Origin of the sequence: Streptomyces sp. P3 (genome assembly GCF_003032475.1) — a bacterium.
Taxonomy (GTDB): Bacteria; Actinomycetota; Actinomycetes; order Streptomycetales; family Streptomycetaceae; genus Streptomyces.
This window is the reverse complement of the sequence record NZ_CP028369.1, coordinates 5,704,343-5,724,482: the sequence shown is the minus strand read 5'-3', so window position 1 is coordinate 5,724,482 and position 20,140 is coordinate 5,704,343. Positions and strand designations below refer to the sequence as shown.

Here is a 20,140-nt window from a genome sequence, read left to right as displayed (position 1 = left end):
CGTCGTCACATGCCCGGGGCACGGTGGTGCGGGGCGGCACGGTGGTGCGGGACGCGGTGACGCAGAAGGCCTGGACGGCTTCCTCGCCGGGGAAGCCCGCGGAGCGTCGGGCGCCTGCCGAAGGGCGGGGCCCGCCGCTCCGCGTACGCCGGGCTCAGCCCTGCTTCGGGGCGGTCGAAGGCGCCAGGCGCAGGGTGAAGGAGTGGCCCGACGGATCGGCGTAGCCCCGCTCCTCGTGGGGGCCGGGGGCGCCCTTGGTCTCCAGGGGGCGGCCGCCCAGGCCGACCACCCTGCGTTCCACCTCGTCGAGGTCGTCGACCAGGAAGTCCAGGTGGGCCTGGAGGGAGTTCTCGGGGCGGGGCCAGCTCGGCGGGGTCGCGTTCACGTCGCGCCGGAAGGCCAGGCGGGTGCCGTCGCCGCTCCTGATCTCCACGCGGTTCGCGGTCCGGTCGGTCTCCTCGGCGTCCAGCAGCCCCTTGTAGAACTCGGCGAGTTTCTCGGGCTCGGCACAGTCGAGCACCACGACGCCCGCTTTCACCAGTGCCATGTCGTCGTCTCCTCCACGAGATCCGGGCCGGAGCGGAGCGCCCCGCCTCCGAACCCTGCGGATACCCCCGTTTCGACCGCCCACCGGAGCCGGGCGACCACCCCTGGACTTCTTGGACAGCTGTCCCGCTATAGTGGACACCTGTCCAAGAAGTGAGGGAGAGACCATGGAAATCCTGGCGAGCGTTCTGGTCGCGCTGGTGGCCGCGCTGCATCTCTACATCCTGGTGATGGAGATGTTCCTGTGGCAGAAGAAGCCCGGGCTGTCGTTCCACGGCTTCGATCCGGAGATGGCGAAGAAGACCGCCGCGATGGCCGCCAACCAGGGGCTCTACAACGGTTTCCTCGCGGCGGGCCTGGTGTGGGGGCTGATCGCCGCCGACCCCACCGGCTTCCGCGCCCAGGTGTTCTTCCTGTCCTGCGTGATCGTCGCGGGCGTGTACGGCGCGCTCACCGCGAACCGCCGGATCCTGTTCGCGCAGGCCCTGCCCGGCGCCCTCGCCCTGGTCGCCGTCCTCGTCGCACAGTGACCCGCAGGGACCCCGAGGACCCGCGGGCGGCCCGCACCCGCGCGCGGCTGCGCTCGGCTCTCCTCGAGGAGTGCGCCGAGCGGCCGCTGGAGGAGGTGGGCGTGGCCGCTCTGGTGCGGCGGGCGGGCGTGGGCCGGGCCACTTTCTATGTGCACTATCCCGACCTGGAGGCCCTCGCCGTCGACGCCTGCGCCGACGTGGTGCGGGAGGCCGTGGAGGCGTTGCACGCCTGGCGGGGCCGCCCCGACCCGGTGCAGGCCCCGGCCGCGCTTGCGGAGTTCTTCGCGTCGCTGAGCCCGCACAACGCGCTCTACCGCACGCTGCTGGCGCCGGGCGGCGGCGGGCCGCTCGGCCGGGTGCTCCACCGCGACCTGCGCGCCTACAGCCTGCGGGAGCGCCGGCGGGCGGGCGCGGCGGACGCGCCCCTGGTCGCCTCGGCCGTCGCCGCGACGTTCGCCGGCGTCCTGGCGGACTGGCTGCACGGCGACCTGGACGGCTCGCCCGCCGAGATCGCCGACCAGGTGTGGCAGTTGCTGGTCGCACTGCACGCCAGCCGCTGAGCGGCCCCGGTCACGCGCCTCCCGCCGAGCGGCGAGCGGCGAGCGGCGGGACGCCGCCCGGAACGTCCTGCGGTAGACGTGCGGGGAGGACCCCGACGGCCGCGTGCAGATACCGACGCGGCGAGGCGCCCGCGGCGAAGCCGACGCGGCCGGCGATCCGGCCCACCGAGAGGTCGACGCCCTCCAGCAGGTGCCGGGCGTGCGCGACGCGCCGCCGGATCAGCCGGCGGCCGGGACCGAGTCCCGTCTCGTCGTGCAAGCACGGCCCCCTGCGGGAACTCGGCGCCGACGGGACGATCGACGACCGGGAGACGTCAGAACGTCAGGACCGGCTTGATGGTCTTGCCCGAGGTCATGTCCTGGACCGCCCGGTCGATGTCCGTGAACGCGTAGGTGCCGATCAGACGGTCCAGCGGCAGCCGCCCCGCCTTGACCAGCTCGACCAGGGCGGGGATGAAGCTCTGGGTCTCGCTGTCGCCGAGGGTGAGGCCCACGACCCGCTTACCGCCGAGCAACCCGTTCACGTCCAGGGCGACTTCGCTGCCGAAGGGCGGTGCACCGACCACCACCAGGGTGCCGCGGGCTGCGAGCGCGTCGACGCCCTGGCGCAACACGGCCGTGCTGCCCGTGGTCTCCACGATGCCGTCCGCGCCCTGCCCGCCGGTGATCTCCGCGAGGGCGTCACCGAGGGCGTGCCGGCCGGCGTCGACGGTGTGCGTGGCACCCAACTCCTCTGCCAGTGCGAGGCGTTCGGCGACCCGGTCAACGGCCACGATCGTGGTGGCCGGGGTGAGGGCGGCCGCCATGACCGCCGACAGTCCGACGGCTCCGGCCCCGAGGACGACGACGGTGCTGCCCGTCGTGGGCCGGAGCACGTGCCACACCGCGCCCACGCCCGTCTGCACGCCGCAGCCCAGAGGGGCGATCGACGCCAGCGGCACGTCGGGGTCGACCTTGACGAGGCTGCGCTCGTCGACCAGGGCCCGGTCGGCGAACGAGGACTGGCCGAAGAAGTGGCCGCCGAGCGGCTCACCGTCCCGGCTGAGCGTGCTGGTGCCGTCCGCGCGGCGGCCACCGAGAAGGTTCAGCGGCAGCCACGAGGCACAGTAGGCGGGGTGTCCGCCGTGGCAGTTGCGGCAGTCCCCGCAGGAGGTGAAGGACAGCACCACGTGGTCGCCGGGGGCCACTCCCGTGACGGCCGCGCCGACCGCCTCGACGACCCCCGCGCCCTCGTGGCCGAGGACCCCGGGCAGCGGGAAGGGCAGTCCGCCGCTCGCCACGCCGAGGTCGGTGTGGCACAGCCCCGCCGCCACCAGCCGGACGACCGCCTCGTGCGGCGCGGGGTCGTCGAGGACGACCTCGGAGAGGGTGAAGGGGGCTCCGGCGGACTCGACGACGGCGGCGCGTGTGGTGATGGTCATGGGTACGACTCCCTTGCTTTCGCGGCACGTTCAGTCGAGCGAGACGACGACGGACTTGACCTTGGTGTACGACTGGAGCGCCTCGGGGCCGTACTCGCGGCCGAAACCCGAGTCCTTGACGCCGCCGAAGGGGACGGCCGGGTCGAGCATCGCCCAGTCGTTGACCCAGACGATGCCGGCCTGGAGGCGGTCGGCGACGCGGTGGGCGCGGGCCAGATTGCCGGTCTGGACTCCCGAAGCCAGGCCGTACGGGGTGGAGTTGGCGAGCGCGACGGCCTCGTCCTCGTCGTCGAAGGGCTGGACGGTGAGGACCGGGCCGAAGATCTCCTCCTGCACGACGCGGGAGTCGTTGGCGAGGTCGGCGATGACGGTGGGCCGGTAGTAGTAGCCGCCGTCGAGGTCGAGGCGTTCACCGCCGCAGACGATGCGGGCGCCCTCCTTGCGGGCGAGGTCGACGTACTCCTCGACCTTGCGCAGGTGCTTCTCCCCCGCCATCGGACCGACGACGGTCTCCGGCCGCCGGGGGTCGCCGACGGGCACGCCCGGCACGGCCTCGGCGAGGATGTTCAGCATCGTGCTGTAGACCGGACGGGCCACCAGCAGCCGCGGGCCGCCCATGCAGAACTGGCCGGTGTTGAACACGAAGCCCTTGATGACGGCCCCGACGGCCTTCTCCAGGTCGGCGTCCTCGAAGACGAGGTGCGCGGCATTGCCGCCGAGTTCCATGGTCACCGGCTTGAGGTTCTCGCCGGCGATGCTCGCGGCGTGCCGGCCGACGGCGGTGGAGCCGGTGAAGGCGATCTTGTCGACGCCGGGGTGGCGCAGCAGTGCCTCGCCGGCCACCGGGCCGCTGCCGGTGACGACGTTGACGACGCCGTCGGGCACGCCCGCCCGCTGGAACAGGTCCGCCATGTACAGGGCGCTGAGCGGGGTCTCGTCGGCGGGCTTGTGGACGACCGTGTTTCCGGCGGCGAGGGCGGGGGCGATCTTCGAACCGGCCAGGATGAGCGGGAAGTTGAAGGGGGTGATCGCGGCCACGACGCCGAGCGGGCCACGCCGGGTGTAGGCGAGGGCGTTCATGGGGGTGTCGCGGTTCGCGCCGTCCAGGGCGAAGGCGAGGGAGGCGAAGTACTCGTAGTCGTTGGCCGCGTTGGTGACGTCGACGGCGTGCGCCAGGGTGATCGGCTTGCCGACGTCGAGGCTCTCCAGCCGGGCGATCGCGTCGGCCTCGGCGCGGATCAGTTCCGCCACCCGGAGCAGGACGCGGCCGCGCTCCCTGCCGCTGAGACCGGACCACTGCCCCGCGTCGAAGGCCTCCCGTGCGGCCCGTACGGCGGCGTCCACGTCGGCGGCGCCCGCCTCCGCGACGGTGGTGACGACCTCACCCCGGGAGGGGTCGACCACCTCGGTCCGGGCTCCGTCCGCCGCCTCGCGCCACTGTCCCCCGATGAACAGTCGACCGGGGCCGGTCTCGAAGGTGGTCATCGCCACTCCTCAGCATCGTCGCCAAGATTTCAACAAACAGGATTCCTGTTGGTTCGCAGTCTCTTTACAGACAGGTTTCCTGTCAATGCTCTACGCTCGGAGTCATGGCCGGCACCCAGACGAGCACGACTTCGTCCGCACCCTCACCCGACCGGACACCTCCGTCCCTTCTCTACATGGTGAAGCAGGTCGAGCTGGTCGTACGTTCCCACCTGGACGAGCTGGTCAAGCCGTCCGGGATCACGGCCCTGCAGTACACGGCGCTCACCGTGCTGCAGCGGCACGACGGGCTGTCGGCGGCGCAGCTGGCCCGGACCTCCTTCGTCACCGCCCAGTCCATCGCGGACCTGGTGCGGTCCCTGGAGGGGCGCGGACTGATCCGCCGCGAGCGCAATCCGCGCAATCGGCGCGAGCTGCTGATCCTGCTCACCGACGACGGGCGCGAGCTCCTCGACCGGCACGCCGGCCCGGTACGGGAACTGGAGGAGCACATGGTGCGAGAGCTCACGGCACCTCAGACGGAACAGTTCCGCGCGGCCCTGTCGACGGCCTGGCACGCCCTTTCGTAACGCTCCCACCACCCCTCCCACAGCCCCTCGGACCGCCCCTCGCGCCCCCCTTCGCTCACGGCGCGAAAAAACTCGGCCAGAGTCCGTTGCATTTCGAAGACATATGTCAATCGAACATGCTGGAATTCACTCCATCGGGGGTAGCTTGCTGGAGCGGGGAACTGCTGTGTGCTCCCCACCCGTTGGAGGCTCCCGACCGGTGGAGCGGGTTGGAGGCGATGTCGTCGTGCAGCACGAACCCACGGCGGGCACCCCGCATCTACGCGTCCGCCAGGACCGGGGGTACACGGTGCTGGAGTTCCACGGAGAGATCGACATCGTCGCGGCGTCCGAGATCGGCCCGCACCTCGACGAGGCGACCGCGGGCGCCGCGCCGCGCGTCGTGATCGACCTGACCCCGGTCGAGTTCTTCGACTGCTCCGGACTGCGCCTGCTGTACCGGGCCCGCGGCCGGGTCCTCGACCAGGGCGGCCGTCTGCACCTGGTCTGCCCCCACCCGCTGACCCTGCGGATCCTGCGGGCCACCGGGCTGTCCCGGCTGCTGCCGCCCGCCGCGACCCTGGAGGCCGCCCTGGAGCGTCCCGGGGCCGCCTCCGGCACGTTATGACGGCGCAGGGAAGCGCTGCTCGACCCTTTCGGACCGGCCGGCACTGCGCTGTTCGCCGCGCTCCGCGTCGAACAGGGCGCTGACGGACTCGCCGTTGTGGATACGGCGAACGGCCTCCGCGAGGGCGGGGGCGATGGACAGGATCCGCAGCTTGTCGGTGTGCTGCTCGACGGGCACCGGCACCGTGTTGGTGCACACGATCTCCAGGACGTCGGGCTGCTCGCTGAGCCGTTTCAGCGCAGCGGCCGCGAACAGGCCGTGCGTGCACGCCACCCGTATCGATCGCGGCCGCGACTCCCTCAAACGGTCGAGCAGTTCCAGGACGGTGCTGCCCTTGGCGATCTCGTCGTCGAGGACGATCACGTCCCGCCCCGCCACCTCGCCGATCACGGCGCTGATGCTGACCCGGTCGTCGGCGAACCGCTGCTTGGCCCCCGCCGCCACCTGGGCGCCGATCATCCGGGCGAAGGCCGCCGCCTCCTTGGCGTTGCCGAGGTCGGGTGAGACGACGGTGGTGCGGGTGAGGTCGTAGCGGCGGAAGTGGGCGGCCAGCTCCCGGTGGGCGTGCAGATGGTCCACGGGCATCGAGAAGAAGCCGTGCACCTGGGGCGAGTGGAGCGTCATGGCGAGCACCCGGTGGACGCCGGCCGCCGCCATCAGGTCGGCGACCAGCCGGCCGCCGAGCGAGATCCGGGGCGCGTCCTTCTTGTCGGAGCGGGCGTAGGAGTAGTGCGGCATGACGACCGTGATCCGGCCCGCCGACGCCCCCCGCGCCGCGTCGCACATCAGCAGCAGTTCGACGAGGTGCTCCTGTACGGGCCGGACCAGGGGCTGGACGAGGAAGACGTCCCGTTCCCGGCAGTTGGCCTGGAGCTGGACCTCCAGGCAGTCGTTGGCGAACCTGCTGAGGCGGGTGGGACTCAGGGGCACGCCGAGGTGGGCACAGACCTCGGCTGCCAGCTCGGGATGGGCACTGCCGCTGAACACGGAGATGTCTCGCACGATCGGCTCCTCGCTGATCATGTCCGGCTGGGGCGGGAGCTCCCATGCTACGGACCGCGTCCGTTTCGCCCACCCCCACCAGCACGCCGCGCTCCGTCGGCCCCCTCCCCCACACCTCCCCTCCCCCACACCTCCCGGCCCCCGGGAGGTCCGGTCTCGGCCGGTCGGCGGACCCGTCGCTCCGGCGGGCGGGACGCACCGGGCGGATCGGCCGCCCGGGTGACGTGGCCGGACGCGGCCGGACCCGGTGGCCGTCGCGGCCTGACCCGGTGGCCGTCGCGGTCGCGGCGGTCGCCATGGTGGTCGCGCCCGTCGCCGTCGTGCGCGTGACGTGCTCGGGCGGTCCGGGCCGCCGGAGCGGGAGGCCTCCCGGGCACCCGAAAAAGGCCGTCCCGCCGACGGCCGGCCGTCCCGGCACCGGCGAGGACGCCGTGCCGACCCGCGTACCCGGTGCGGTGGACCGTACGTCACAGGTTGCCAACAAAGCGGTCTGACAACGCAATTGGCGGGAATCCGTGTCCTCAGGAAGGAGGGCCGTCCGCATGACGACTTCCATCGAGCCCACCGGGCCCACCAAGGCCGACAAGCCCCCCAGGCGCCTCCCCGGCCGCATGCCCGGCTGGGCCAAGGCACTCACCGCCGTCGTGGTCGTGCTCGTCGTGATGTTCGCCGGGATCCGGCTGAGCCTGCTGCCCGGACTGCGCGACCTCTTCGGCACCGAGACCCACGACCGCACGGGCCCCGCCCTGCTGCGGTCCATCCAGGACATGAGCCGTTACGACGCCGCCTCCGGCAACTTCCAGGTCGTCGTGGACCTGGAGAAGGACGCCAAGTACCTCCCCGACGCGATCCGCGGCACGCGCACCCTGTACGTCGGGGCGGGCACCGTGGACGCCTACGTCGACCTCGGCAAGGTCGGCGACGACGACGTGACGGTCGACGAGGACCGCACCAGCGCCACGCTCCGGCTGCCGCACGCGCGGCTCGGCACCCCGGCGCTCGACCCCGACCGCTCCTACGCGGTCTCCAAGCAGCGCGGTCTCCTGGACCGCCTCGGCGATCTCTTCTCGGACAACCCCGGCGGCGAACAGGCCGTGCAGAAGCTCGCGGTCCGCCACATCGGTGACGCGGCGAAGGAGAGCGAGCTGACCGCGCGGGCCGAGAACAACACCACCGACATGCTGGAGGGGCTGCTGCACTCCCTCGGCTTCAAGGCGGTGAAGGTGGTCTACGGCTCCTGACCTTCCTCTCGGCGCCGGGCCCTCTGTCCGGCGCCGGACGGGGAAGGTGGGCATCCTCGGGGATTCCGCGGGTAATCGCCCTGTCACTCAGGGAAGTTGACTACTGGAGGACCGCATGGCCCGTGCAGCGCTACGTCCGCTCACCGCGTTCCGCCCGCGCGGCGCCAAGGAGCCCGGGAAACCCGGAAAGCCCTGGAGGCCCTGGAACAGGACCGGGACGCCTCCGCAGACCGGCGAGAAGCCGGACGGGAAGGCCGGAACGAGGACCGGCGCGAAGACCGGTCGGCCGCTGCCGTTCCCGCTGCGGCTGCTGGCCATGCTGTGCGCCTTCGCGTTCATGGTCGCGTTCGCCGTCGTGCTCGCCCGCATCACCCTGGAGCCGTCACCCGCCTCGGCGGCCCTGGTGCACTCCAACCTGCGGCCGGGCGACTCGCTGCGGGCCTATCTGGACCAGCCGGAACTGCGCGACGCCGCGAAGCAGATCGGCGGCAACCTGCTGCTGGGCGTGCCCTTCGGCGTGCTGGTGCCGGTCGTCGCCCCCCGGGCCCGCGGGCTGCTGCGCGTGCTGCTGCTGACGGCGGCCGTCATGCTGCTGGTGGAGTTCGCCCAGGGCGCGCTGGTGAACGGACGCGCCTTCGACATCGACGACGTCATCCTCAACACGACGGGTGCGCTGATCGGTTACCTGATCCTGGGGCGCAGGTTCGGCCGGGCGGTGCACGCCCGCAGGCCGCGCGCGTGAGAGCGGGGCGGGGGCGGGGACCGGACCGGCGTCAGTGCGGATTCCAGGTGTACCTGTCCCCGCCCACCCAGCGCACCACGTCCGGGTCGTCGAGGTCATGGACGGTGATGCCGTACGCGGCGGCGATCTCGAGGACGTCGGTCACGTCCCTGGCCTCCCCGACCACCTCGGCGTCGATTTCCACGATGCGGAACGGAACGGCGGCGGGCTGCACCCCGAGCACCATGATCCGTGGTCGGGAGATACGGAGGCTCGCGATTTCGGTCATGACATAGAGGGTAGAGCGGAACCGGTCGCCACGAATCATTCGATCGCAGACAAAAGGGCAGCACGGGGAATCGTCTCCCCGACGTGCGGCCCGCGCGCGGGCGGTGAACTCTGGAGCCAGGAGGTGGCGATGGACCCCCTCGAGGCCCTGGACCGGATCGCCTTCCTGCTGGAGCGGTCGCTGGCCCCGACCTACCGGGTGCGCGCGTTCCGCACGGCGGGCCGCGTGCTGGGACGGCTGCCCGCGACGGAGGTCGAGCAGCGATCGGCGGCCGGGACGCTGGAGTCGCTGAAGGGCGTGGGGCCCAGGACCGCCCAGGTGGTGCGCGAGGCGCTGGCCGGACGACAGCCGGCGTACCTGACGACGCTGGAGGACGAAGCCGGCCGGCCGCTCACGGACGGCGCGGGGACCGGGCTGCGGGCGTTGCTGCGCGGCGACTGCCACGTCCACTCCGACTGGTCGGACGGCGGCAGCCCGATCGAGGAGATGGGACGGACGGCGGCGGCGCTCGGCCACGAATGGGCCGCGCTCACCGACCACTCGCCGCGGCTGACGGTGGCCCGCGGGCTGTCCCCCGAGCGGCTGCGCCGGCAGCTGGACGTGGTCGAGGAGCTCAACGCGACCTGGGCCCCCTTCCGGCTGCTGACCGGCATCGAGTGCGACATCCTCGACGACGGGTCCCTGGACCAGGAGCCGGAGCTGCTGGAGCGGCTCGACGTGGTCGTGGTCTCCGTGCACTCCAAGCTGCGCATGGAACCCCGGGCGATGACGCGCCGCATGGTCAGGGCCGTGCGCGATCCGCACGCCGACGTCCTCGGCCACTGCACCGGACGGCTGGTGAGCGGGCGCGGGCGACCGGAGTCGCAGTTCGACGCGGACGAGGTGTTCGCGGCGTGCGCCGAGTCCGGCACGGCCGTGGAGATCAACAGCCGGCCCGAGCGGCTCGACCCGCCGCGCCGGCTGCTGCGCCGTGCGGTGGCGGCGGGCACGCTGTTCTCCGTCGACACCGACGCGCACGCGCCGGGTCAGCTGGACTGGCAGATCCTCGGCTGTGCGCGGGCCGAGGAGTGCGAGGTGCCCGTGGAGCGGGTCGTCACCGCGTGGCCGCTCGGGGATCTGCTGGCCTGGACGCACGAGGGCCGCACGCCGGCGGGAGTGGCGGGCCGCTGAGGTGGTACCCGGCGGGTGGTTCGAGAGAGAGGATCCGAAATGACACGCGCCGCCGTCTTCGACGTCGACGGCACCCTCGTCGACACCAACCACCTGCATGTCGTCACCTGGTGGGAGGCCTTCCGGCAGGCGGGCCACCGGGTGCCGATGCACGCCGTGCACCGGGCGGTGGGCCTCGGTTCCGACGACCTGATCGCCCACCTGCTCGGGGAGGACCGGGACACGGACCGGGACGCGGAGCTCAGCGCCGCCCACAAGGCGCTGTACGGCCAGTACTTCGACCGGCTGCCGCCGCTGCGGGACGCCGGGCGGTTGCTGCGCCGGCTGCGCGACGACGGCTGGACCGTGGTGCTCGCCACCTCGGCGAGCGGGTCCGAGCTGTCCGCCCTGCGCGGCGCCATCGACGCCGACGACGCCATCGCCGCGACCGCGAGCGCGGACGACGTGCAGGCGGGCAAGCCCTCTCCCGAGCCGGTGGCCCACGCCCTGGAGCAGGTCGGGGCGTCCGCCGAGGGGGCCGTGTTCGTCGGCGACACCGTGTGGGACATGCGGGCCGGCCGCCGGGCCGGGGTGCGCTGCGTGGGCGTCCTGTGCGGCGGCGTCCCGCGCGCCGACCTGGTGGCGGCGGGCGCGGAGAGTGTGTACGACGACCCGGCCGACCTGCTGGCGTCCCTCTCGGCGAGCCCGCTGGGGCGGGAACCGGGGTGACACACGTCACCGCGCCCCGCCGCGGACCGGGGAACACCCAGGAGTGGTCACCCGTTGAACAGATCGTGGGCGCGGACGGGACAGTGTCCCCGGGCCTCACCTTCCGCCCACAGGGACGATCGTCCGGCTGAAGCCCTGTGGAGCGTCTCGCCGAGAGGCGACCGCCGTGCGTACCCACACCAGACCGCCCCGACCGTGATTCCCCCGTCCGGTCGGGGCTCTCCTGTGCCCGGCTCCCGGGACTCGGCGAGCGCGGCGGTGAGGGATCCGGTCGGCCGCGCCCTTCCCACGCGGGCTCCCCAGGCGGGCGAGTCTTCAGTCGGACGGCTCTTCGGGCACGGGCTCGTCGGACTGGTCGATGTCGGTGTGCGACACGCCGGTGGACGCGCCCCTCCGGCCGGTGCCCGACTCGTCGGTGTCGGGGACGTTCTCGGCCTCGGCGGGCTTCTCCGGCCGATCCGGGCCGGCGATGTCCCAGGGGTCCTCCGCGCCCGCGTCGGCCTGCTGGTCCGGCGGGTCGCGCGGGACGGGTCCGCCGGTCTCGCCCGGGCCTTCGAGGCGGTGTGCGGCCACGACGGCCTCCCTTCACGCTGGTGCCTGCCCGGACGCCGTCCGTCCGGCGCCACGCGAGTACCTCCCGGGCGGGACGCGAAACGTGACACGGGTCGGCACGGCGACGTCAGCACCGGGACGGGGCCCTCGGTGCGGCGCGGGCGCCTCAGCGTGGGGCGCGCTCCTCCAGCACCGTGCGCCAGGCGGGCGCCGGGCCGGTGGGGGCGGGGTCGGGGCGACGGCCGCCGCGGGCGAAGAAGTCGGCGAGCGGGAGGATCGCCGCGCCGACGGTGACGGCGTCGGGACCGAGCCGTCCGAGCTCGATACCGACCTTCTGCGCCGGGTGGCGCAGCGCGTACGCGGTGGCATGACGGCGCACGGCCGGCAGGAACCGCGCCCCGAGTTGCAGGCCGGCCCAGCCGCCGATGAGGATGCGCTCGGGCTGGAACAGGTTGATCAGGTCGGAGAGGCCCGCGCCCAGGTACTCCGCCGTCTCCTCCAGCACCGCGAGTGCCACCGGGTCGGCGGTCCGCCCTCCGCCGTCGGGGGTGTCGCCGCCCGGCGGGTAGGCGGCGGCGAGCATCGCCGTCAGCGCCGTCTCCTCGTCCACGCCCTCCGGCGGCCGGCCGCCGGCCTCGCGCCAGCGCTCCAGCAGGGCTTCGGCACCGGCGTACGCCTCCAGACAGCCGAGGGCCCCGCACCTGCAGCGGCGGCCGCGCACCCGTACGGTGAGGTGCCCCCACTCGACCGCCCGGCCGTGCTCGACCTCGGAGGTGACGAGGCAGGCGCCGACACCCGAGCCGAAGAGGACGACGACCGCGTTGTGCGCGCCGCGTCCGCCGCCGAACCACATCTCGGCCTGGCCGAGGGTCTTCGCGCCGTTGTCGATGAAGTACGGGACCGACTCGGGGAGAAGAGAGCCCTCACGCAGCAGCTCCTCCAGCGGGACGGCGTCCCAGCCGATGGTCTGACCGTGCACGACCGCGCCGCGCCCGGGGGTGTGCTCGACGATGCCGGGGACGCCGATGCCGACGCCGAGAAGCTGTTCGGGGGCGACGGAGGCCGCCGCCAGCACCTCGGCCACGCCGTCGCGGACGTGGCCGACGATGCCGTCGACCTCGTACCGCCGCGGTTCCAACGGCTTTTCCACGCGCGCGAGTTCGGTCAGCGTCAGGTCGAACAGCTCGATCCGCACCCGGGTCTCGCCGACGTCCACGCCGATCATGTGGCCGCTGCCGGGGGCCACCCGCAACAGGATGCGGGGGCGGCCTCCGTCGGAGTCGACGCTGCCGGCCTCCTCCACCAGTCCGTCCGCGATCAGTTCGGCGACGACGTTGCTGATCGAGCCCGAGCTCAGACCGGTGGCCGGGCCGAGCTCGAAACGGCTCAGCGGGCCGTCGAAGTAGAGCCGCTGCAGCACCGCCGTGCGGTTGGCCCGCCTCAGGTCACGTACCGTGCGCCCGTTCCGCCCCGTCATGTCGCTCCCTCCGAGCCCTGCCCGACCTGCAACATACCTCCGTCGACAGGCACGACGCGATATTCGTCCAACCCTTAGTTCACGATGTGAGCTAAGAGACGTCCGTCTCGGCGATCCCCTGCAGCGCGGCGACGGCTCCGGGGCGACGGCCTCCTGCGTCCGACGGTCGCGGTCCGCGCCGACCGCCCGGGGAACGGTCTCGACGAACATGATCAGGCAGAGGCAGGCGCGGTGGAGTGCGAGCCGCAGCCGGGCGGACCCGTCGACACGGCCCGGCCTTCGGCCTCCCGGGGAGCCGCCCGGAACGCCTCGTCCTTTTGGATGTCGCCGAGATCCGGTCGCCGGCCCCGCGCCGCGGCCAGGTCCCGCGTACGCAACGCGTCCCGGATGCGCCGCCGTACGCCCGGCACGAGCCCTTTTCCGGGCGGCAGTTGGGGTGCGGACGGCGAGTGCGGACGCCTTCCGGCCGCCGTGGTCGTCGTTAGGCTGGCACGATGACCACCGTCTGGACCGTCCGGTCCATCGCCTCGGACGACACCTCGGACCCCGTGCTGCGCCCGATGCCGTCGGAAGCGGCGCGGCTGCTGGACGTGACCGGCGCACCGCCCCGGTTGGTGGCGCACCTCAGAGCGGTCCACGACGTCGCCGCCCGGCTCGTCGACCGGGTCGCCCGGCACTGCCCGCGACTGCCCGTGGACCGGGAGGCGGTGCTGTTCGGCGCGGCCACGCACGACATCGGCAAGACGCTGCACCCCGAGGAGCTGTCCGGACCGGGCACGCGGCACGAGGAGGCGGGGCGTGCGCTGCTGCTGGCCCACGGGGTGCCCGCCGAGCGGGCGCGGTTCGCCGCGACCCACGCCTCCTGGGCGGCCCCGGGCGTGGCGGTGGAAGACCTGCTGGTGAGCCTGGCCGACAAGGTGTGGAAGAACAAGCGGGTCGCGGATCTGGAGGATCGGGTCGTGGCGGAGCTGGCGCGGGCGGGCGGCCGTCCGGTGTGGCGGGAGTTCCTCGATCTGGACGAGTTCCTCACGGCCGTCGGGGAGGGCGCGGATCTGCGGCTGGCCTGGCAGGCGGCGCATCCGGTCCACGGGTGAGCCGGGCCGAACCGTTCCGGCCGCGCAGGGCACGGCGGAAGGAGCGGCTCGGGCGCGGCTCCCGTCCGGCCGTTCGCGGGGACCTGGCGGCGGGCCGTACGGGAGCGGGCGGGCGCCGCTTCAGCGCGCGGCGGCGGTCCAGTGCGGGTCGCGGCCGAGGAAGGCCAGCAGCGCCTGCGCGGGGTCGTGGTCCGGCGCGGGCTCTCCGGCCGGGGCGAAGACCTGGTAGGCGTCGCGCAGGTGGTTCACGAGCCGGTCGGCCGCCGGCCTGATGCCCTCGGCCGTTTCCACCGGCAGCGGGCGGTCCTGACCGGTGGCGACGGCGATGTCCCAGGCGTGCACGGCGGCATCCATGGCGGCGGCTCCGAGGGCGATCCGCAGGGGCAGCGGGCCGAGCGGCGTCGGCGCCTCCTTCGTGTCCGCGGGCAGCGCCGCGTAGGCCTCGGCCACCATGTCGAGTACCTTGTCCAGTTCGGCCGCCGGGTCGCCGTCGAGGGCGTCGGCCGGGTGGAACGGATCGCTGTCGGGCCGGCCGCCGCTGAGCGCCAGACCGTAGCCCTGCTGGTCGATGCGGGCGTGGTTGAGCACCTGCCGTGCCGTCCATCCGGCGCACGGTGTCGGTCTGCCCCACTGTCCGTCCCCGACGCCCGCGACGACCTCGCGCAGGTAGGCGTGCGCCTGGGTGAGGACCTCGACCCCGACCGGGCCGGCCTTGTCCGTCATGCGTCTCCCCCTCGTCTCCCGCGGCCGGCGTTCTTCCGGCCGCCGAGAACAATCTAGGCACACTTGCGGACAGCCATCGTCCTGAATGGACATTGATCGATCAGACTGTCCGCGGCCGGGGAATCCGGTCGCCGAAGCGGCCGTTTCCGCGGCGCGACGCGCGCGGCGCCGCGGAAACGTTCGAGGCGGCGGGGAAGGGGAACGGGACTTGAGGATGCGAGAAGTACGTGAGCGAGCGGCGCCGCTGGTGCGGCTGGTACAGCGCCACCGGGACCCCGTCGTCGTCCAGGCGCTGCGGTCGGCCGCCGCGGCCACCCTCGCCTATGTCCTCGCGCTGCGCCTGAGCCCCGAGGCGCTGCCGCTGACCGCGCCGCTGACCGCGCTGCTGGTCGTGCAGGTCACCCTGTACGCGACGCTGACCAACGGCATCCGCCGGGTGAACGCGGTGGTGGCCGGCGTCCTCGTGGCCATCGCCTTCAGTCTTCTGGTGGGTCTGACCTGGTGGAGCCTCGGGCTGCTGATCGTGGCCTCGCTGGCGGTGGGGCATCTGGTGCGGGTCGACGAGTACGTGCCCGAGGTGGCGATCAGCGCCATGCTGGTGCTCGGCGTGACCACCGTCGGGGACACGGCGTGGTCGCGGGTGGTGGAGACCCTGATCGGCGCGTTCGTGGGACTCGGCTGCAACCTGCTGCTGCCGCCTCCGGTGTGGGTGGAGGAGGCGGGCGAGTCGATCGAGGGGCTGGCCCGCCGGCTGCGGCAGCTGATGCTGCGCATCGGCGACGAGGCCGCCGGCCGCACCCCGTACGAACGGGCGGCCGAACGGCTGCACGAGGCACGCCGGCTGGACCACGACATCGTCGAGGTGGACGCGGCGCTGCGGCAGGCAGAGGACAGCCTGCGGCTCAACCCCCGCGTCCGGGAGGGGCTGCTGCACCGGGTGGTGCTGCGCACCGGCCTGGACACGCTGGAGATCTGCACGGTCGTGCTCCGGGTGCTCGCCCGTACCTTCACCGACCTGGCCAAGCAGCGGGAGCCGGAGCCGCTGTTCCCCGCCGGGACGGGGGAGGTGGTCGAACGGCTGCTGTCGGAGATGGCCGACGCGGTGGTCAGCTTCGCGGTGCTGGTGACCACGCAGGTCAGCCAGAACGCGGACGCCGCCGAGTCCCGGCTCACCGCCGAGCTGCGGCAGGCCGCGGCGACCCGGGACAAGCTCGCCCAGCTCCTGCTCGAACAGCTCCAGCACGACGCCCGCCAGTGGCAGCTGCACGGCGCGATGCTCACCGAGGTCGACCGCATCATCGACGAGCTCGACACCGAGCACCGCACCCGGCGCCTGCTGGAGGAGCTGGACCGCAACAGCCGGGAACAGCGTGAGCGCCGTCCGTGGCTGCACCGGCTGAGGCAGCGGCTGCGCGGCCGGTTCCGGCCGTGGCGGAACCGGAGCACCACCGCACGTCGTTCCCAGTGACGTACACCACGACGAGGGGAGCACACGCATGACCGACACCACCGTGCGGATCGACGGGGACATGCTGCGGCTGCCGGGCGGGGTGGCGGTGCGGTTCATGCGGACCCTGCGACTGCCGGAGAAGGGCACCCACGACCTGCCGCCCGGCCTCGGTGCGTTCCCGGTGCGGCGGGTCCGCGACCACGCCGACTCCGTGCCCGCCGAGTGGCTGGCGCGCGGGGGCGTGATGCTGCCGATGTACCTGCGCGAGGCGATGTGGCTGAGCTTCGCGTCGTCCTCGGAACCGGCCGCGCTGCAGGTCGGGGCGGGCAAGGTGTGCGCGGTCTCCGGCAGGCCGTGGAGCGACCGGCTCTCCCGGGACCCGCAGAACTACGTGGCGCTCCCCCGCCAGCCCTGGCTGGACGGCATCAACTCCGGCAGCGGCACGGTGCGCCAGTTCGTCGCGGTGCCGCTGGGCCTGGGCGCGACCGTCGAGGGCCAGGTCACCGGCGAGGAGGTGTGGGGCGGGGTGCAGCTGCAGTCGTTCCCGCTGGAGGAGCATCGGCGCGCCGAGTGGCGGGAGACCGAGCGCAGCCGCCGCATCCCACTGACACAGGACCTGATCGGCGGGGTGTTCGGCAGCCTGCCGCCCGCGGCCCCGACGGCGAGCGCGGCACCTCGTCCGGGCGGGGCGCCGCGGGCCCGGGCGGCCGCCGCGATGGGCCTCGGGGTGGGCGGTTCGATGCGCCAGGAGGTCTACCGGGACGAGCGTCCGCTCGCGCACTACGCGACAAAACCCGCCGCCCGGGTCTTCGTGCATCTGGTGACGCCGCCGGAGTGGCGCCGGATCACCGGCGAGGAGCCACCGCCTTCGCCGGTCGACCGCGCCGCGTACACCAGGGCGGGACTGCCGTGGTTCGACTACTACGACGACGACGCGCAGGACGTCGCCCCGAGCGACACCCTGGGCGCGGTGCGGCCGGTCGGCGAATGGATCGGCGACGACCTGGACCCGTGGGAACCGCCCGCCCCCGGCCAGGTGCAGCACCTGAAGGACACGCCGGGCAGCCCGGTGCAGGACGGAGACTGGTAGCCCCGTTCCCCCGCCGTCGGCCCCGGCCGCACCGTGCTTTTGCGTTCGGCGGCGGTCCGGGTCAAGGTGGCTGTCACGACGCGGGCGGACGACGACGGCAGGTGCGAGGCATGGGCAGCGGTACGGGCACGGCGCGCGGGGGGTCTCCCCGCTCCGGCGGAGCCGACGGCGGCCGGGGCTGGAGCCGGCGCCGCTTCGTCTCCGCGCTCGGCGGCGCTGCGGCGGCGTCGGCCCTGGCCGGCTGCGCGGGCGACGGGGACGGCGGCGGCGCCCCGGCGTCCGCGCGGGAGGCCCCGCAGGCCGCACCGCCCGCGCGGCCGTCGCCGTCGGCCGCCCCCGCGACCACACCGGGGTCCACGCCGGGCGCCTCCGGTCCCCGCCCGCTGTACCTGGGCACGTACACCTCCGCCGAGGGTGGCGGGAAGGGCATCGGCGTCGCCTCGTACGACCCCGCTTCCGGGCGGATCACCGGGGGCGGCACGATCACCGGCGTCACGGACCCGTCGTACCTCGCGGTGCATCCGGACGGCGGCACGCTGTACGCGGTCGACGAACGCGAGCGGGGCGCGGTGACCGCCGTACGGCTCGCCGACCGGACGGTGCTGGGCAGCAGGGCCACCGGCGGGGCGCACACCTGCCATGTGTCGGTCCATCCGAGTGGCCGGTGGCTGCTGAGCGCCGACTACGGCTCGGGGAGCGTGACCGTGCACCCGATCACCGCCTCGGGGGCGCCCGGCGAACGCACGGATCACGTCACGCACCGGCGTCCGGCGCCCCGTCGCGGTCAACAGGGCCCGCATGCGCACCAGTTCATCACCGCCCCGGACGGCGGCCATGTGATCGCCGTCGACTTCGGCACGGACACGGTGTACAGCTACCGGCTGGACGAGGAGGCGGGCACGCTCACCGAGGTCGCGCAGGCGCACACCCGGGCGGGCGCCGGTCCGCGCCATCTCGTGTTCCACCCGGGAGGCCGCTACGCGTACCTGGCGAACGAGGCCGACGACACCCTCGCGGTCTGCGCCTACGACGCGTCGAGCGGCCGGCTGACGATCGGCCGGCCGCAGTCCACGGGCGCGAGGGCGGACGTCAACTACCCGGCCCAGCCCGCCCTGACACCGGACGGCCGGTTCGCCTTCCTCGCCAACCGAGGCGACAACAGCCTCGCGCGCTACGCCGTGGAGCAGGACGGGGCCCGGCTGCGCCTGCTCGGCACGGTGCCGGTGGAAGGGGACTTCCCGCGCCAGATCGCCCTCTCGCCGGACGGCGGCCTGCTGTTCGCCGCCAACCAGCGGTCCGGCACGGTCAGCGTCTTCCGGGTGGACGCGAAAGGTGAACTGCGGCTCGCCGGCGAGCCGTTCGCGTCAGCCGTCGCCGTCTGCGCGCTGCCGCTGTAGGGCGGCGCGGGGGCAGGACGCGGCGGCCGCCCGGGTGAGCAGCACGTGCATGCGCTCGGTGAGCTGGGAGACGTCGTCGGCCGGCGCGTGGAAGGGCAGGCGTACGTCGCCGTGGGCGCGGGCGCGTTCGATGCGCAGCGTCAGTCCGTGCCGGTCGACGGCGAGCGGCCGGACCCGGACGGCGCCGTGCAGGCTGTCGGACCGGACGAGCCGGGTCAGCCGCTCCACGGCGTCGGGATGGGCGTCGGCGAGATGGGTGAGCAGGTGCGCCTCGGCGGTGGCGAGCGGATCGGGCGTGGCGGCGGCGAACTCGGCGAGGTCGACGACCACCGCGTCGGTGCCCTCCTTCAGCACGACGCGCGTGGCGTGGAAGGCGAGGCCGCTCTCCTCGGGGGCGAACCAGCCGGCCAGCCAGAGCCGGGCACGGATTCGGCCGCGCACCGGGACGGGTGCGACGTCGGCGAACTCCAGCACCGCGGCCGGCTCGCCGCGGGGCGCGCAGATCGCGGCCGTGCGCAGGGCGCCGTCCTCGGGCACCCGCAGGGTCACCCGGCCGCCGTCGTCGACGGTGTGCGCGCCGACGAACTCCTCGCGCCCGCCGTCCGCGGTCACCACGCAGGACCACGAGGCCGCGAGCACCGAGCGGGCGCGCTCGGCGGCGGCAGGCACGGCCGCCCAACTCTGGTCGTCACCCATACTGGAACCTCCTAAGGTAAGGCTTGCCTAACCTAGCGGAGATCCGCTCGTGCGCCAACCGCCGCGGCCGCGCCCTTCGCCGTCAGGGGGCAGATCACGCCGCAGGTGCGATGACCCCCAGCAGCGCCCGTGCGCACAGATCCCTGACCTGCTCCCGCGACAGGTCCGCGCCGCGCAGCCACTCCAGGCACACCGCCGTGGTGAACGCCAGCCAGCCGCGCACCGCCAGCCGAACCTCGGGGCGTTGCTCGAACACCGGGCCGAACTCGGGGTCGACGCCGAGGGCGGCCAGGATCTGGCGCTCCTGCGCCGCCAGCGCCCGCCGGTAGACCGTGCGCACGCCTCGGTCACCTGCGGCGTCCGCACGATGGAAGGCGCGGTAGCCGTGCGCGTGGGTCTCCACGTACTCCAGGTAGGCGTCGAGCCCGGTGGCCAGTTGCTCGCGGACCGGGACGCCGGGGACGGCCGCCGTCATGCGCAGCATCCGCTCGCTCTCGCGCTCGACGACCGCCGCGAAGAAGTCCCGCTTGGTGGGGAAGTAGTGGTACAGCAGCCCGCGGGAGACACCCGCGATCTCGGCCACCTGCTCGATCCACACCTCGTCGTAGGGGCTCTCCGAGAACAGCCGCGCGCCCACCGACAGCAGTTGTTCCCTGCGCTCCCCGGTGCTGAGTCGGCGCCGGGTGCGCTCGCCCTGGTTCGCGGCCATCCTCGCACCTTACTTGACGCCCGCTCGACGGCGGGACCAGACTGGGCGTGCTATTGAACCCACGTACAACATGCTCAACCTGCCGGTGCATCAAGGGAGATCG

22 protein-coding genes and 1 pseudogene are annotated in these 20,140 nt (G+C 73.6%); 12 read left to right on the top strand and 11 right to left on the bottom strand.

From position 1 onward, the window contains the following. Positions 1-154: 154 nt before the first annotated feature. Positions 155-547 (bottom strand): VOC family protein, encoded by a 393-nt coding sequence (locus C6376_RS25410; protein WP_107445560.1) that lies wholly within the window; start codon positions 545-547, stop codon positions 155-157. Between the two features lie 166 nt (positions 548-713). Here C6376_RS25410 and C6376_RS25405 point away from each other — a divergent pair, with 166 nt between their 5' ends. Then, entirely contained in the window at positions 714-1,076 is a 363-nt protein-coding gene (locus C6376_RS25405; protein WP_107445559.1) for a DUF1304 domain-containing protein, read from the top strand. Continuing rightward, positions 1,073-1,636, top strand: coding sequence for a TetR/AcrR family transcriptional regulator (locus C6376_RS25400; protein WP_107445558.1), 564 nt, complete (start codon positions 1,073-1,075; stop codon positions 1,634-1,636). Before C6376_RS25405 ends, C6376_RS25400 begins: the two co-directional genes overlap by 4 nt. Before the next feature lie 48 nt (positions 1,637-1,684). Here the strand turns inward: C6376_RS25400 and C6376_RS25395 are convergent. From C6376_RS25395 to C6376_RS25385, 3 genes and pseudogenes are all read right to left on the bottom strand, one after another. Then, a pseudogene (locus tag C6376_RS25395) lies at positions 1,685-1,892 on the bottom strand (helix-turn-helix domain-containing protein); the annotation flags it as partial. Positions 1,893-1,950: 58 nt separating this feature from the next. After that, positions 1,951-3,057 (bottom strand): NAD(P)-dependent alcohol dehydrogenase, encoded by a 1,107-nt coding sequence (locus C6376_RS25390; protein ID WP_107445557.1) that lies wholly within the window; start codon positions 3,055-3,057, stop codon positions 1,951-1,953. 30 nt (positions 3,058-3,087) lie between these two features. Next, a complete protein-coding gene (locus tag C6376_RS25385) occupies positions 3,088-4,542 on the bottom strand; it encodes an aldehyde dehydrogenase (protein ID WP_107445556.1) in 1,455 nt (484 codons plus the stop codon). A gap of 176 nt (positions 4,543-4,718) precedes the next feature. Here C6376_RS25385 and C6376_RS25380 point away from each other — a divergent pair, with 176 nt between their 5' ends. Next, positions 4,719-5,111, top strand: coding sequence for a MarR family winged helix-turn-helix transcriptional regulator (locus C6376_RS25380; RefSeq protein ID WP_173985912.1), 393 nt, complete (start codon positions 4,719-4,721; stop codon positions 5,109-5,111). Positions 5,112-5,337: 226 nt separating this feature from the next. Further along, positions 5,338-5,718 carry an anti-sigma factor antagonist gene (locus C6376_RS25375; RefSeq protein WP_254076038.1) on the top strand — a complete coding sequence of 127 codons (381 nt, stop codon included), beginning with the start codon at positions 5,338-5,340 and terminating at the stop codon, positions 5,716-5,718. Here the strand turns inward: C6376_RS25375 and C6376_RS25370 are convergent. After that, positions 5,713-6,720 (bottom strand): ribose-phosphate pyrophosphokinase, encoded by a 1,008-nt coding sequence (locus C6376_RS25370; RefSeq protein WP_107449169.1) that lies wholly within the window; start codon positions 6,718-6,720, stop codon positions 5,713-5,715. The genes C6376_RS25375 and C6376_RS25370 overlap by 6 nt on opposite strands. A gap of 542 nt (positions 6,721-7,262) precedes the next feature. Here C6376_RS25370 and C6376_RS25360 point away from each other — a divergent pair. Further along, the gene (locus C6376_RS25360; protein ID WP_107445552.1) at positions 7,263-7,961 is read left to right on the top strand and encodes a DUF4230 domain-containing protein; all 699 of its coding nucleotides are present in this window, start codon (positions 7,263-7,265) and stop codon (positions 7,959-7,961) included. A gap of 115 nt (positions 7,962-8,076) precedes the next feature. Continuing rightward, a complete protein-coding gene (locus C6376_RS25355) occupies positions 8,077-8,703 on the top strand; it encodes a VanZ family protein (RefSeq protein ID WP_254076037.1) in 627 nt (208 codons plus the stop codon). A gap of 31 nt (positions 8,704-8,734) precedes the next feature. Here the strand turns inward: C6376_RS25355 and C6376_RS25350 are convergent, their stop codons facing one another. Beyond that, positions 8,735-8,971, bottom strand: coding sequence for a hypothetical protein (locus C6376_RS25350; protein ID WP_107445551.1), 237 nt, complete (start codon positions 8,969-8,971; stop codon positions 8,735-8,737). A 129-nt stretch (positions 8,972-9,100) separates the two neighbouring features. Between C6376_RS25350 and C6376_RS25345 the strand changes: the two genes are divergently transcribed. Both C6376_RS25345 and C6376_RS25340 read left to right on the top strand, forming a co-directional pair. Continuing rightward, positions 9,101-10,141 (top strand): PHP domain-containing protein, encoded by a 1,041-nt coding sequence (locus C6376_RS25345; RefSeq protein WP_107445550.1) that lies wholly within the window; start codon positions 9,101-9,103, stop codon positions 10,139-10,141. Positions 10,142-10,180: 39 nt separating this feature from the next. Continuing rightward, complete coding sequence (locus tag C6376_RS25340; protein ID WP_107445549.1) at positions 10,181-10,849, top strand: HAD family hydrolase; 669 nt, start codon at positions 10,181-10,183, stop codon at positions 10,847-10,849. Between the two features lie 315 nt (positions 10,850-11,164). On the opposite strand, the gene C6376_RS25335 is transcribed toward C6376_RS25340, so the two are convergent. Both C6376_RS25335 and C6376_RS25330 read right to left on the bottom strand, forming a co-directional pair. Further along, on the bottom strand, positions 11,165-11,422 hold the full coding sequence (locus C6376_RS25335; protein ID WP_107445548.1) for a hypothetical protein: 258 nt from the start codon (positions 11,420-11,422) through the stop codon (positions 11,165-11,167). Positions 11,423-11,567: 145 nt separating this feature from the next. Further along, positions 11,568-12,878 carry an ROK family transcriptional regulator gene (locus C6376_RS25330; protein WP_107445547.1) on the bottom strand — a complete coding sequence of 437 codons (1,311 nt, stop codon included), beginning with the start codon at positions 12,876-12,878 and terminating at the stop codon, positions 11,568-11,570. Positions 12,879-13,372: 494 nt separating this feature from the next. Here C6376_RS25330 and C6376_RS25325 point away from each other — a divergent pair, with 494 nt between their 5' ends. Next, a complete protein-coding gene (locus C6376_RS25325) occupies positions 13,373-13,972 on the top strand; it encodes an HD domain-containing protein (protein ID WP_107445546.1) in 600 nt (199 codons plus the stop codon). Positions 13,973-14,092: 120 nt separating this feature from the next. Here the strand turns inward: C6376_RS25325 and C6376_RS25320 are convergent, their stop codons facing one another. Continuing rightward, the gene (locus C6376_RS25320; RefSeq protein ID WP_107445545.1) at positions 14,093-14,695 is read right to left on the bottom strand and encodes a TIGR03086 family metal-binding protein; all 603 of its coding nucleotides are present in this window, start codon (positions 14,693-14,695) and stop codon (positions 14,093-14,095) included. 214 nt (positions 14,696-14,909) lie between these two features. Between C6376_RS25320 and C6376_RS25315 the strand changes: the two genes are divergently transcribed. From C6376_RS25315 to C6376_RS25305, 3 genes are all read left to right on the top strand, one after another. Further along, the gene (locus C6376_RS25315; protein ID WP_107445544.1) at positions 14,910-16,163 is read left to right on the top strand and encodes an aromatic acid exporter family protein; all 1,254 of its coding nucleotides are present in this window, start codon (positions 14,910-14,912) and stop codon (positions 16,161-16,163) included. Between the two features lie 28 nt (positions 16,164-16,191). Beyond that, on the top strand, positions 16,192-17,235 hold the full coding sequence (locus C6376_RS25310; RefSeq protein ID WP_107445543.1) for a hypothetical protein: 1,044 nt from the start codon (positions 16,192-16,194) through the stop codon (positions 17,233-17,235). Positions 17,236-17,345: 110 nt separating this feature from the next. Then, the gene (locus tag C6376_RS25305) at positions 17,346-18,632 is read left to right on the top strand and encodes a lactonase family protein (RefSeq protein ID WP_107445542.1); all 1,287 of its coding nucleotides are present in this window, start codon (positions 17,346-17,348) and stop codon (positions 18,630-18,632) included. Here C6376_RS25305 and C6376_RS25300 read toward each other — a convergent pair. Both C6376_RS25300 and C6376_RS25295 read right to left on the bottom strand, forming a co-directional pair. Continuing rightward, positions 18,600-19,328 carry a DUF2470 domain-containing protein gene (locus C6376_RS25300; protein WP_107445541.1) on the bottom strand — a complete coding sequence of 243 codons (729 nt, stop codon included), beginning with the start codon at positions 19,326-19,328 and terminating at the stop codon, positions 18,600-18,602. The two genes, C6376_RS25305 and C6376_RS25300, sit on opposite strands and share 33 nt — an antisense overlap. Before the next feature lie 94 nt (positions 19,329-19,422). Next, the gene (locus tag C6376_RS25295; RefSeq protein WP_107445540.1) at positions 19,423-20,037 is read right to left on the bottom strand and encodes a TetR/AcrR family transcriptional regulator; all 615 of its coding nucleotides are present in this window, start codon (positions 20,035-20,037) and stop codon (positions 19,423-19,425) included. Between the last annotated feature and the right edge of the window lie 103 nt (positions 20,038-20,140).